Source organism: Flavobacterium sp. (assembly GCF_031363805.1).
GTDB lineage: Bacteria > Bacteroidota > Bacteroidia > Flavobacteriales > Flavobacteriaceae > Flavobacterium.
The window spans coordinates 1-14045 of sequence record NZ_JANLVD010000011.1 but is presented as its reverse complement, the minus strand read 5'-3'; the positions used below and the strand labels follow the sequence as shown (position 1 = coordinate 14045).

The 14045-nt window shown below is 33.4% G+C and carries 11 protein-coding genes and 1 pseudogene; 3 read left to right on the top strand and 9 right to left on the bottom strand.

What is annotated here, in order from left to right; genetic code table 11:
- The 3 genes from RMN92_RS00590 to RMN92_RS00580 all read right to left on the bottom strand — a co-directional run.
- Positions 1 to 425 (bottom strand): AIR synthase related protein (locus tag RMN92_RS00590; protein ID WP_309607518.1); only part of this gene is annotated, 425 nt, incomplete at its 3' end.
- A gap of 72 nt (positions 426 to 497) precedes the next feature.
- Positions 498 to 1382 carry an OmpA family protein gene (locus RMN92_RS00585; RefSeq protein WP_309607517.1) on the bottom strand — a complete coding sequence of 295 codons (885 nt, stop codon included), beginning with the start codon at positions 1380 to 1382 and terminating at the stop codon, positions 498 to 500.
- A 192-nt stretch (positions 1383 to 1574) separates the two neighbouring features.
- Positions 1575 to 3764 carry a glutamine synthetase III gene (locus RMN92_RS00580; protein WP_309607516.1) on the bottom strand — a complete coding sequence of 730 codons (2190 nt, stop codon included), beginning with the start codon at positions 3762 to 3764 and terminating at the stop codon, positions 1575 to 1577.
- 257 nt (positions 3765 to 4021) lie between these two features.
- Here RMN92_RS00580 and RMN92_RS00575 point away from each other — a divergent pair, with 257 nt between their 5' ends.
- Both RMN92_RS00575 and RMN92_RS00570 read left to right on the top strand, forming a co-directional pair.
- Positions 4022 to 4993, top strand: coding sequence for a TerC family protein (locus RMN92_RS00575; RefSeq protein WP_309607515.1), 972 nt, complete (start codon positions 4022 to 4024; stop codon positions 4991 to 4993).
- Positions 4993 to 5547, top strand: a complete 555-nt coding sequence (locus tag RMN92_RS00570; protein WP_309607514.1) for a DUF1543 domain-containing protein — start codon at positions 4993 to 4995, stop codon at positions 5545 to 5547. The genes RMN92_RS00575 and RMN92_RS00570 overlap by 1 nt, the downstream gene beginning before the upstream one ends.
- 166 nt (positions 5548 to 5713) lie before the next feature.
- Here RMN92_RS00570 and RMN92_RS00565 read toward each other — a convergent pair whose 3' ends face one another.
- Positions 5714 to 6406, bottom strand: coding sequence for an AIM24 family protein (locus RMN92_RS00565; protein ID WP_309607513.1), 693 nt, complete (start codon positions 6404 to 6406; stop codon positions 5714 to 5716).
- Between the two features lie 38 nt (positions 6407 to 6444).
- Positions 6445 to 9894, bottom strand: a complete 3450-nt coding sequence (locus RMN92_RS00560; protein ID WP_309607512.1) for a methylmalonyl-CoA mutase family protein — start codon at positions 9892 to 9894, stop codon at positions 6445 to 6447.
- Between the two features lie 479 nt (positions 9895 to 10373).
- Here RMN92_RS00560 and RMN92_RS00555 point away from each other — a divergent pair, with 479 nt between their 5' ends.
- Positions 10374 to 11078, top strand: a complete 705-nt coding sequence (locus RMN92_RS00555; RefSeq protein WP_309607511.1) for a DUF4197 domain-containing protein — start codon at positions 10374 to 10376, stop codon at positions 11076 to 11078.
- 140 nt (positions 11079 to 11218) lie between these two features.
- Here the strand turns inward: RMN92_RS00555 and RMN92_RS00550 are convergent, their stop codons facing one another.
- The 4 genes and pseudogenes from RMN92_RS00550 to RMN92_RS00535 form a co-directional block, all read right to left on the bottom strand.
- Positions 11219 to 12004 carry an alpha/beta hydrolase gene (locus RMN92_RS00550; protein ID WP_309607510.1) on the bottom strand — a complete coding sequence of 262 codons (786 nt, stop codon included), beginning with the start codon at positions 12002 to 12004 and terminating at the stop codon, positions 11219 to 11221.
- 161 nt (positions 12005 to 12165) lie between these two features.
- Positions 12166 to 12963 carry a helical backbone metal receptor gene (locus RMN92_RS00545; RefSeq protein ID WP_309607509.1) on the bottom strand — a complete coding sequence of 266 codons (798 nt, stop codon included), beginning with the start codon at positions 12961 to 12963 and terminating at the stop codon, positions 12166 to 12168.
- On the bottom strand, positions 12963 to 13787 hold the full coding sequence (pyrF, locus tag RMN92_RS00540) for an orotidine-5'-phosphate decarboxylase (protein WP_309607508.1): 825 nt from the start codon (positions 13785 to 13787) through the stop codon (positions 12963 to 12965). Before pyrF ends, RMN92_RS00545 begins: the two co-directional genes overlap by 1 nt.
- Positions 13788 to 13904: 117 nt before the next feature.
- Positions 13905 to 14045: pseudogene (locus RMN92_RS00535) on the bottom strand (peptide chain release factor 1); the annotation flags it as partial.

Sequence of the window (14045 nt, the reverse complement as noted above, 5' to 3'; positions counted from 1 at the left end):
TTTACACCGTGAGTTTTTAATTCTTCGATAATTTCTTCGGTACCTTCGATTATTTGTTTGATAACTTCTCCTGGAATTAGGTTTTTATTTCGCCCAATAGTCGAGGAAAGCATAATATTATTGGTAGCGCCAACGCAAATTAAATCGTCGATATTCATAATTAAAGCATCTTGAGCGATGCCTTTCCAGACTGATAAATCGCCCGTTTCTTTCCAATATATGTATGCCAGTGACGATTTTGTGCCTGCACCATCGGCGTGCATGATCAAACAATAATCTGGATCGTTTGTTAAATAATCGGGTACAATTTTGCAGAAAGCTTTTGGAAATAATCCTTTGTCAATATTTTTGATGGCATTGTGAACATCTTCTTTTGATGCAGAAACGCCTCGAAGTGCATATCGTTTTGAAATATCTGAACTCATTTTGTTTGTTGTGTGTTTGGCAAAGATAAAAAAAGATGGGAGTTGGGAGTTTGAAGTTGGAAGTTTTTTTAACTAGTTTTCCACTATTTCAATTTCAACTCTTCTGTTGGCTGCGCGTTCCGTTTCGGTTTTTTCTGGCAATGTAAATAACGGAATTGTGCTTCCAAAACCTTTGTAACTCATTCTGGATTTATCAATGTTGTTAATTTCCAAAAATTTATAAACTGCTTTGGCCCTTTGGGTTGATAAATCTTTTTTATCGACTGCGATACAGCACAAATGCCCATTAATATTAATTTTAATGTTCGGATTGTTTTGCATGACCAACAGCAATTCGTATAATTTACCACGAGATTCGTTCACAACGGCGTAAGTATTGAGTACAAAATTGAGGTTGTCAAGTTGCATTTTTTCACCAACTTTTGCTTCGTTTAGTGATTGCATGAATTTTACGCTGAGTGCATATTCAGATTTTGTTCCGTTTGGATTTTGTACTATAATTTTATCGGGAAATGAAATTGTTGGTTTTACAGTTGCAATTTCTTTTGGTTTTAGCCCTAATATTTCAGCTTCACGAGAAATGTCTTTTTCTTTCAGAAAAAACAAGGTTACTTTTCTGTTTTTTGCCTTTATGGGAGATTGTTGGTGCAATTCGCCAGAACTTCGGGTTTTAAAATCTTCTCTTATTTTTAGTTTATTTTTAATTTTTTGAAATACAAAATCTATTCGTTTTGAAGCCAAAGTATCGTTGAATTTTGCGGAACCATCTTCATCGCAAAAACCATAAACTCCAATTATTTTACTTGATGAGTTTTGTAAAATCCAGTCTTGAAGTGACTTATTTTCGATAGTTGTTAACTCAAATTTATTACTTTCAAAATAAACCGAAAATTGTTCTTGTGACCAAGTAAGATTGCAACTAAAAATAAAAATGGAAAGATATATTTTGAATTTCATTGTAATGTATATTAAACACGTAAGTTAGTTTAATTTATTTTAACTACATAGATTAACATAGAATTCAAAATACAAAAAGTCGCTTTGCTCTATTTTAGATTACATAGTTATGTGGCTAATTAATAATTGAATTGCGGGTTTATAAAAAAACCCATCGGAATTTGATGGGTTTTTAGGAAAGCTATAATATGATTACTTTGTAAATAATAATTCTCTATATTTTGTCAAGGTCCAAGTTTCATTGTCGACCAATAATTCTAATTTATCGCAGTGTTCGCGAATTTCTTCAAAGTGAGGTTTTACAGTGTCGCAATACATTTCTGCCATTTTTTGAGCATCGGTAAGTACGTTTGCTTTTTTGCGGGCTTCGGTCATTTCTTCCACCTTTGTATTGATGCCTTCAATGTGTTCAGAAATTTCTTTGATCAATACAATTTGTTCTTTCCCAATTTTTTTGAAATCGTCCCCAAAAATATCTTTTAATCCTTTGACATTTTCAATTAATGTATTTTGGTATTTGATAGCTGTTGGAATCACATGATTTCTTGCAATATCACCTAAAACTCGACCTTCAATTTGAATTTTTTTGGTATATTCTTCCAATTCTATTTCATATCTTGCTTCCACTTCAATATGATTCATGACATGCATTTCTTTAAACAAATCCAATGCTTGTTGAGAAACTTTCGCTTTCAAAGCCAATGGAGTAGTTTTAAAATTACTCAAACCGCGTTTTTTAGCTTCTTTTTCCCATGCATCACTATAACCATCGCCTTCAAAAAGAATTTTTTTAGAATTTTTAATGTATTCTCTCAACACATTAAAAATAGCATCATCCTTTTTCATGTCTTTGGTGTCAATCAAAGTGTCTACTTCTTTTTTGAAATCTTTCAACTGTTTTGCAACGATGGTATTCAAAGTTGTCATGGCATTGGCACAATTTGCTGAGGAACCAACAGCTCTAAATTCAAATTTATTTCCTGTAAAAGCAAATGGAGAAGTTCTGTTTCGGTCTGTATTATCTAGTAAAACATCTGGAATTTTTCCAACCACATTTAGTTTTAAATCTGTTTTTTCTTCAGGAGACAATTTTCCGGCAGAAACACCTTCCAATTCAGCCAATACTTTGGTTAATTGTTGTCCAATGAAAACAGAAATTATGGCTGGTGGCGCTTCATTTGCACCCAATCTATGATCGTTTGTTGCTGTAGCAATGGCAGCTCTTAGTAATTGTTCGTAATCATTTACTGCTTTTATAGTATTAATGAAGAAGGATAAAAATTGCAAATTGCTCATAGGCGTTTTTCCAGGACTTAACAAGTTAATTCCAGTATCGGTAGCCATTGACCAGTTGTTGTGTTTTCCAGAACCATTCACACCTTTGAAAGGTTTTTCATGAAATAATACTTTAAAATCATGACGTTCCGCTACTTTTTGCATCACATCCATTAATAATGAATTATGATCAACTGCCAAATTCGTCTCTTCGAAAATAGGCGCCAATTCAAATTGATTTGGAGCTACTTCATTGTGTCTGGTTTTTACAGGAATTCCCAAATACATACACTCTTGCTCCAACTCTCTCATATAGTTTAAAGCACGTGTTGGAATCGATCCAAAATAATGATCATCTAGTTGTTGTCCTTTGGCAGAAGTATGTCCAAGCAAAGTTCTACCCGTCATAATAATATCTGGACGAGAATTGGCCAAAGCAATATCAATCAAAAAATATTCTTGTTCCCAACCTAAAGTTGCAGTTACTTTTTTGACATTTTTATCAAAATATTTACACACATCGGTTGCTGCTTCATCAACAGCGTTTAATGCGCGTAATAATGGTGTTTTATAATCCAAAGCTTCACCTGTATATGATATAAAGACGGTAGGAATGCACAATGTAGTTCCAAAAATAAAAGCTGGTGAAGTCGGATCCCAAGCTGTGTAACCTCTGGCTTCAAAAGTATTTCGAATTCCTCCATTTGGAAAACTTGATGCATCTGGCTCTTGTTGCACCAATTGTGCTCCACCAAATTTTTCGACAGGATCGCTACCATCATAAGAAGTTTCAAAAAAAGCATCATGTTTTTCGGCGGTGGTTCCGGTTAATGGTTGAAACCAATGTGTGTAATGAGTCACACCTTTGGATAGTGCCCATTCTTTCATTCCCATTGCAATATAATCAGCCAATTTTCTGTCAATTTTTGTACCATGTTGTACAGCATCTTTGACTCCCTTGTGCGCATCCGAAGTAAGAAACTGCTTCATTGCTTTGTCATTGAACACATTTGAACCAAAAATAATTGATTTTTTATCGGCTTCCTCAAATTTAACTGGATTTCTATTTGATGCTTCTTTTAATGCTTGAAAACGAAATGTTGACATAAAAATTTATTTTTTAGATTAAACCCCTATTATTTTATGCAAATATATAAATTTTTATCAAAATAAAATATTTACCCCTATTTTTTTGAGGGTATAATATTTAAATTAAAAATATGAATTAAAAACTAAAAATTTATAATTCAATTTTATAGGAAAATCAAAAGCATTATATTTGCATAAGAATTTTATTGAAAACCAACGAATATCCTCAATTCGAGAATTTTAATTTTTAATTCGTAATTTTTAATTTAAAAAATATGATTGTTTGGATATTGTTTTTCGTTTTAATCATTTTGATTCTTGCACTCGACTTGGGTGTTTTTAATAAAAATCCACATATTATAACTACAAAAGAAGCCAGTAAGTGGACAGCCATTTGGGTTACATTTTCCGTGTTATTTTCGGGTGTAATTTATTGGCTCTACGGTACAGATTATATTGCGAATGCCAGTCATTTAACGCAATATGGCGCTGCTTTAAAATTTATAACAGGTTATTTAATAGAACTATCCTTGAGTGTGGATAATATTTTTGTGATTGCTATTATATTTGCCTCTTTCAAAATACCTCAAAAATACCAGCACAGGGTTTTGTTTTGGGGAATTTTGGGCGCCATTGTTTTTAGAGGATTAATGATATCTTTTGGTGTAATTATTATCAATAAATTTGCTTGGACTACTTATGTTTTCGGTGTTTTCTTGATATTTACAGCCATGAAAATGTTGTTTGGAAAAGATGATGAAGATTTTGAACCCAAAGATTCTTTTGTGTACAAAACATTAGGTAAAATAATACCCATTACATCTGAAACTGATAAAGAGAAATTTTTTATAAAAACCGAAAAAGGCAAATCTGCAACACCTCTTTTTGTAGCTTTAATTGTTATAGAAGTCATGGATGTTTTGTTTGCTGTTGATAGTGTTCCTGCTATTTTAGCCATCACATCAGATCCATTTATAGTATTTAGTTCCAATATTTTTGCCATTCTTGGCTTGCGATCCATGTATTTTTTCTTGGCTAATATGTTGGAAAAATTCAGTTATTTGGAATACAGTTTAATAGCCATTTTAAGCTTTGTTGGCGTAAAAATGCTTTTGCATGATTACTTTGAAATTCCAGAATGGGCATCGTTGGCATTTATTGCTTTATCACTTGTTGTTGGTGTTATTGTATCCTTACAAAAAAACAAAAACAAATCTTATAATAGTATTTCTAGAGACGACGAATAATGAAGTTATACATGATTATGTTAGGTTGCCGACCTAAAGGACGATTTACAGAGCAACATGATGTGTTTTTTGGAATAGCAAATTCATTGAAAGATTTAATTTCAGAAATGAAGGCTTTTTGGCCAGAAGCAAAAGGCATCATGCATGTTGATGTGTGGCGAGAAGTAACTGTGGTTGATGATTATAAAATTGAGGTCATTGCCAAATCTGAAAATTCTAATCAAGATTTACAACTTTTTTTTATCAATCTTGGTGGTTACAAAGAAAATGAATTTGATGAATACCATTATAAAATGCTAGCTGTAGCTGATACACTTGGTGAAGCCACAAAAAAATCTAAAGAAACTTCTTTTTACAAACACTGCGGTTTTCAAGGAGCTATTACCCACATTGATGATAAATACGGCATTGATGTTGATGATTTGTATAATGTAAAAGAAATTCTCAATGAGCGTTATAAAAATAACTTCTCATTGAGAATTTCTAAGTCTGAAGTTTCATTACCAAATGACCAATTGCATATTGGATATTTAAAACTGGATAAGATTGTTTAGATTGAAGAATTTTACACAAATTTCACTAATTTACACAAATTCCAGATGAAGAATTAATTTAATTTCACTAAAATAATTTACATCATCATTCGTGTAAATTAGTGAAATTTGTGTCTGTTTTTTTTAGATTGTAAATTTAATTTGATGATTATTAAATTGGTTACAATTATTTTTGTTGGTATTTTATTTCTTCATAAGGTTGCACCAAAACCCAGCCTTCCCCTTTAAATTCAAGTTGAAAAGATTCGCCACTGCCTCGTCCAAGTAGGTTTCCAAAAGATAAGTTGGTTTTAATATTTGGAGATAAATTCTCTGACCACGCCACCGTAGCATTTGGATCGGTATATACATTTTGACCTGAAGTCACTTTTAGTAACAATGGATCGCCATGAGTGGTGATGGCAATGTAACCTGTTCCAGAAAGTTTTACTTGAAAAAGTCCGCCGCTCATCATTCCCGCAACACTTTTAAGCATTTTAATATCGTTTTTAATGCTTTGTTCGAAAGCTAAAACATCGTTTCCGTTTACAAAAACAGCTTCATTGTTCAGTTTGATAACTTTTACCTTTTTGCCTTCATCAGCTAGATACAATTTGCCTGTACCGTCGGCAATCATTAGTTTTGCGCCTTCCCCAGTAATTGCTTTTTTAAGTAAGTTCCCTAGACCTTGATCTAGCATTCCTTCACGTTTGTAATTTATATTGCCTGTGTAGGCTACCATAGCGCCTGCTTTGGTGTAAATTTTTTGATTGTTTAAATTTACTTCTAATAGTTGTGGTTTTTCTAGTTCGAAGAAATCATTTTCATTTGGATTTTCTGATACTTCCTCGATTAATTTGGCTAATGTGTATTCGCTCATGATTTTATTTATTTAGTTGGTTGATTTTAAATTAAATTCTACATATTCCTCCTATACTGACCACCTACTTCAAACAAAGCACTCGTAATTTGTCCTAAAGAACAAATTTTAGTAGCTTCCATTAAATGTTCAAATAGGTTTTCATTTTTAATGGCGGCATCTTGTAAAATGGCAATATGTCGAGCTACCTGCTCTGCACTTGATGAATGCAAATTGGTTAACATGTCTATTTGATATTGTTTTTCTATTTCGGTGGCACGAATGACTTCGGCTGGAATTACGGTGGGTGAACCTTTTGAACTCAGGAAAGTATTTACTCCAATAATTGGGAATTCGCCTGAGTGTTTTAAAGTTTCATAATACAAACTTTCTTCTTGAATTTTTGAACGTTGGTACATGGTTTCCATAGCACCGAGAACGCCACCACGTTCTGTGATTCTATCAAACTCTAGCAAAACGGCATCTTCAACCAAATCTGTCAATTCTTCTATAATGAACGAACCTTGGATTGGATTTTCGTTTTTGGCCAATCCTAATTCTTTATTAATAATCAATTGGATGGCCATAGCTCTTCTCACAGATTCTTCGGTTGGTGTCGTAATGGCTTCATCGTAGGCATTGGTATGCAATGAGTTGCAATTGTCATAAATGGCATACAAAGCTTGCAAAGTGGTACGAATATCATTAAAGTCTATTTCTTGTGCGTGCAATGAACGACCAGATGTTTGAATATGGTATTTCAACATTTGGGCTCTTTCATTGGCTCCGTATTTATTTTTCATGGCTTTTGCCCAAATTTTTCGAGCCACACGACCAATTACTGCATATTCCGGATCGATTCCGTTAGAGAAAAAGAAGGATAAATTAGGCCCAAAATCGTTGATGTTCATACCACGACTCAAATAATATTCTACATACGTAAAACCATTTGAAAGTGTGAAAGCCAACTGTGTAATTGGATTTGCGCCTGCTTCGGCAATATGATACCCTGAAATAGAAACCGAATAAAAGTTTCTTACGTTTTTAGTTATGAAATATTCCTGTACATCGCCCATTAATCGCAAAGCGAATTCTGTAGAGAAAATACAGGTATTTTGTGCTTGGTCTTCCTTTAAAATATCGGCTTGAACCGTACCTCGAACTTGCGACAAAGTTCTGATTTTTATTTCGTTATAAATTTCCAAAGGCAAAACCTGATCTCCGGTTACACCCAACAAGAATAATCCTAAACCATTATTCCCTGCTGGAATTTCACCTTGGTAGCTTGGACGGTTATTTCCTTTTTTCTTGTAGATTTCATTTATTTTTTCTTGAACTTCGACTTCAAGACTATTTTCTTTGATATAAATTTCACATTGTTGGTCGATAGCGGCATTCATGAAAAACCCTAACAATATAGGCGCTGGACCATTAATTGTCATAGAAACAGAGGTCATGGCATGTACCAAATCGAAACCCGAATACAGTTTTTTGGCATCGTCCAGACAACAAATAGAAACGCCTGCATTTCCAATTTTTCCATAAATATCTGGTCGCACATGTGGATCGTTTCCGTATAAGGTTGGACTATCAAATGCTGTCGATAATCGTTTGGCTGGCAATCCTGCACTTACATAATGAAAACGTTTGTTGGTTCGTTCTGGTCCACCTTCGCCAGCAAACATTCTTGATGGATCTTCACCTTCGCGTTTAAAAGGATACAAACCTGAGGTAAATGGAAACTCGCCCGGCACATTTTCCTGTAAATTCCAACGTAAAATATCGCCCCAAGCCTGGTATTTTGGTAATGCTATTTTTGGGATTTGTGAATGCGATAAACTTTCGGTGTGAGTTGCAATTTTGATTTCTTTTTCGCGAACTTTGAAAGAGTATATTGGGTTTTTGTACTTGTTTACTTTTTCGTCCCAAGTGAGAATAATTTCCCAATTGTATGGATCGAGATTCATTTTGACACGGTCGAATTCTTTTAATAATAAATCTAAAAATAATTGTTCATCGTCCCTCGACTGCGCTCGGGATGACACGCTCGGGATGACAGCATCGTTATTAATACCAAACTTTGTTAAAGTCAATTTGACATTGGTAACAGATTCGATGGTTTTATAAATTCCATATAATTTTTGAGCTACTTCAACTTGAGAAAGTGCTGCTTCATCATATTTCCGATTGTTTTCTGCAATTTCCGATAGATACCGTGTTCTATGTGGCGGAATTACATAAATTTTCTCGCTCATTTCACGAGTAATTTGGAAAGTCGATTTAAGATTTGAATCTGTTTTTTCGACAATTTTATCCATAATGGCTTTGTAAAGCGTATTCATTCCTGGATCGTTAAATTGCGAAGCAATGGTTCCAAAAACCGGCATAGAATCTGGATTTTCGTCCCAAAGGTTGTGGTTGCGCTGGTATTGTTTTTTGACATCGCGAATGGCATCAAGCGCACCACGTTTGTCAAATTTATTCAAAGCTACTAGATCTGCAAAATCCAACATATCGATTTTTTCGAGTTGTGTGGCTGCACCAAATTCTGGCGTCATGACATACAACGAAACATCGGAATGGTCCATAATTTCGGTATCTGATTGTCCAATTCCTGAAGTTTCCAAAATGATCAAATCATATTCGGCCGCTTTTAAAACTTGAATGGCTTCTGCTACATATTTTGACAACGCCAAATTCGACTGGCGTGTGGCCAACGAACGCATGTAAACTCTTGGATTATTAATCGCATTCATACGAATTCTATCTCCCAACAATGCGCCCCCTGTTTTGCGTTTTGAAGGATCGACAGAGATTAAACCAATGGTTTTTTCTGGAAAATCGATTAAAAATCGACGAACCAATTCGTCTACCAATGATGATTTTCCAGAACCTCCAGTTCCTGTTATTCCGAGAACTGGTGTTTTATTTGCTTTTGTTTCATCAAACTTGAATACCTTTTTGAATTCTTCATGACGATTTTCTGCCAAAGAAATTAATCTGGCAATGGTAGAAATATTTTTTTCTTTTAATGATTTTTGAACATCCAAACCTGCAGGAAGATCGGGCAAAACATAGTCTGATTTGGATACTTTATCGTTTATCATTCCTTGTAAACCCATGGCACGCCCATCGTCTGGTGAATACAAACGCGCTATTCCATAATCCATTAAATCTTTGATTTCTGTGGGTAGAATAACGCCACCGCCACCACCAAAAATTTTGATGTGTGTCGCGTTTCGTTCCTTTAGCAAATCATACATGTATTTGAAATACTCATTGTGACCACCTTGGTAGGAACTTACGGCAATGGCATTAGCATCTTCTTGAATGGCTGTATTTACCACTTCTTCTACGCTACGATCGTGTCCCAAATGTATGACTTCGCAACCTGTGGCTTGAATAATTCGTCTGATGATATTTATGGCGGCATCGTGACCATCGAAAAGGGCTGCTGCGGTTACGATTCTTACTTTATTTTTAGGAATGTAGGATATTTGTGGTTCCATTTTGAGGATTTGATAATTTTTGAGTTGCAAATTTACGATTTTTTCTTGATCACAAATGTATTGTAAGTATTCAACTAAATCAAAAGTTTACACAAATTTCACAAATTCCCACAAATTTAGGCTAAATAATTGGGATGAATTTGCTTCACCAGTTCAATATCGCTCGGGTTACAAATTTCTAATGCTATTAATTTAAATGGTGTTAATTTGTGAAATTTGTGTCTTTTTATATTTTACTCTAACGTGTTTGATGTAAACTCTATATTTACGATGTATTAAATTTAAGAGAAAAAATATTGAAATGAAAAAATGAAGTTTCTTTTTAGCCCCGACAGCAACGATATCCTTTTGTGAAGCCTTTTCGGCGAACAAAAGATATAGTGAATGGCGGGAGAAATGTTGAAAAGAAATTTTAATGTTTCTGCTTCTAAAGAAAAATGGCTTTATTTTTGTTATTATCTTTAAAAAAATATTTACTTATGAAAAAATCTATATTATTATTGGCTTTGTTTCCTTTTTTTGGTTGTGCCGAAATGCAACAGGTCATGAACCAATTGCCACAAACGCAACAAATGGGATTGGATATTTCGGGAGGTTTGAAAGAAGCTTTGAATAACGGAATTTCTAAACAGGTAACCAAATTGACTGCTACGGATGGGTTTTTTAGAAATGAAGCGGTTAAAATTTTGTTGCCAGAAGAATTGAGAAAAGTGGATGCGACTTTGCGAAAAATTGGGATGAGCAAACTGGCCGATGATGGTTTGAGAGCGATAAATAGAACCGCGGAAGATGCTGTAAAAGAGGCGACTCCAATATTTGTGGATGCTGTAAGAAATATGAGTTTTACTGATGCGAAAAATATTTTGATGGGAAATGAAAGTGCGGCAACTAGCTATTTGCAAAGTTCTACATCGACTGCTTTGTACGGAAAATTTAATCCTGTAATTAAAAATTCGTATGCAAAAGTGGGTGCCGATAAAATTTGGTCCAATATTATTACCAAATATAATTCTATTCCGCTGGTTAATAAAGTGAATCCTGATTTGACGGATTATACAACTACCAAGGCAATGGAAGGCGTTTTTAAAATGATTGCTGTCGAGGAAAAAGATATTCGAAACAATTTGGCTGCAAGAACTTCAAATTTATTGAAACAGGTTTTTGCGATTCAGGATAAAAAATAAAAAGTTAAAAATTTAATAATCAAATAGATAATAACATTAGCTTAACTTGATTGATTGTAATTTTCATCAAATTTGTATAACATTAGTTAAGTTTTGTTTGGTTAGTTATAGAAAAGTCGGTATTCATTTGCTGACTTTTTTTATGAAGTAGCATTAATAAATGAAATGACTTGGTTGTTGAAAATGACTGGCTTTTCAACATTTACAACATGTCCGCAATGTTCAATGACAAATAATTTTGATGTTTTATAATGTTTTTCCACTACTTTTCTGACCGATGGTAGGAACATATAATCTTCTTCGCCCATGACATAAAGTGTGGGAACATTTACTTCCACTTGTCGGAACCATTTTAAAATTGGGTTTATTTCAGCTGTGAGTTTAAACCAACGAATGAATTCTTTTTGGTACAATTTTTTAGCTTCGTTTATGAATAACAATCGGGATTGTTTATGATTTTTATTAGGCATAATCACAAAAGCAAAAAATTTGTATAAAACCAAATAAGGCAATACATATTTAAAGATATTTCCTAAACGCATGAGAATTTGTGAACGAAAATTCATTTTGAGAATGGCGCCGCCCAAAATCATACTTTTGACTCTTTCTGGATGGGTTTCTGCCAATTGGCGAATAACAATTGTTCCCAATGAAATTCCAACAAAATGCGACGCTTCAATTTTGAGAAAATCCAAAACCTCCAGAACATCATTGGCAATAGATTTGAAAGTGTATTTTTTATGAAAAGCGCGTTTGATTTGCTCATTTGAATTTCCGTGACCACGCAAATCGAGCAACAATATATTGTAGTGTTTTTGAAAATCACGAATCTGTTTAAACCAAATTGACGAACTTCCGCCAGCACCGTGAACAAATGTCACCCACTGATTGCTGTTTTCGTTTTTGTAAATGGTATAATTTATCAACTTGTAATTTTCTGTAAAGATAATATATTATTCGATTATTCGATTATTCGATTATTTGATTGTTCGATTATTCGAATAATGAGAGTTCTATGGTTTGATTTTACGGAATTTATATATTTAAAAGTCGAATAATCGAACTGTCGAATCATCTAATTGTCGAATTATCGAACTATCGAATTCAACAACTTAAAATATTCGAAAGATTTTACCAATCGGCTTCCGTACCAAGAAAACATTTCGCCATCGACAAAAATAGTTTTGGCTTGATGGGTGAATGTTCTAATTTCAAAAGCATCTTCTTCCTTAAATGGATAAGGTTCCGAAGATAAAAATATCAAATCTGGATCACCATCAGTTCTTAAATTTTCAAGTTGAATTTCTGGATATCGACCTATATTTTGGTATATATTTTCAAAACGATTTAGTTTTAATAATTCGTTTACAAAAGTATCTGAACCCGCCACCATATATGGATTTTTCCAAATAAAATAGGCTACTTTTTGAATTGGTTTTTCTTTAATAAAATTTTGAAAATCTTGGTGCGCCAAATTTGTTTTATCGATCCAATTTTGAGCTTCGGTACGTTTATTGAAAATTTGTCCGAAATCATGAATCATTTGAATATTTTCTTGAATTGTAACAATATCAGTTATCCAAACCGTACAAACCTTTCTTAATTCCTCTACTATTTCCAAAGTATTTTCTTCTTTGTTGCAAATAATAATATCTGGTTGGAGTGCTTTTATTTTTTCATAATTGACTTTTTTGGTTCCGCCAACTATTTTTTTTGTGGATTTTAAATGATAGGGATGCACACAAAATTTTGTAATTCCCACAATATTTTGTTCCAAACCCAAATCATATAATAATTCTGTTTGAGATGGCACAAGAGAAATGATTCTTTTTGGAGAAGTTTGGAAATTGTGAGTGTTTCCGAGTTGGTCTTTTAAACTTTTCATTACAAGAAATAATTTTCAAGTATTTGTTCCATTTCGTTTTGAATTTTCAACGCTTCTTCTCTGGCTTTTTCGGCAAAATCAATTCCATTGGAAGCATAAATAATTGCTCTAGAAGAATTGATGAGTAACCCAATATTTGAATTCATTCCGTATTTACAAACTTCTTGAAGATTTCCCCCTTGAGCGCCAACTCCAGGAACTAATAAAAAACTATCGGGTACAATTTTTCTAATTTCAGAGAAATATTCGGCTTTGGTTGCGCCCACAACATACATTAAGTTATGAGCATTTTTCCAAGTTTTGGAAGTTTCTAAAACTTGTTTGTACAATTGATTTCCATTTGTTTGTAAAGTTTGAAAATCGAAAGCGCCTTCATTTGACGTTAAGGCCAACATAATGGTATGTTTATTTTCAAAAGCTAAAAAGGGTTCTACAGAATCTTTTCCCATATATGGCGCAACAGTTACTGAATCAAAATTTAAATCTTCCAAAAATGCTTTGGCATACATGGTGGATGTGTTGCCAATATCGCCACGTTTTGCATCGGCAATTGTGAAAATTTCTGGATAATTTTCGTTTATATAATTGATGGTTTTTTGAAGCGACTGCCAGCCTTGTATACCATAAGCTTCGTAAAATGCCGTATTAGGTTTATAGGAAACACACAAATCATTTGTAGCATCGATAATGGCTTTGTTGAATTCAAAAATAGGATCTTCAGATTGAAGTAAATGTTGTGGTATTTTAGTCAAATCGACATCTAAACCTATACAAAGGAAGGATTTTTTGATTTTGATTTGATTAATAAGTTGTTGTGTAGTCATTGTTGTGTGTTTGATGCAAAGTTAGGAAAGTTTTTGAACCATTTAAGACTAAAACATATATAACAAAAATGCTAAACTTATTGAGTCTAGCATCTTTTTTCTTTCGTTTTATTTTTTTTAAAAAATCTCACTCTCCTTCAATTTTTCCATATTATTAACCAATTGAAGTTCGTCAACAAATTTTTGAATTTTTCCATTCATCACACCATCCATATCAAAAACATCCAAACCAATTCTGTGGTCTGTGACGCGTCCTTG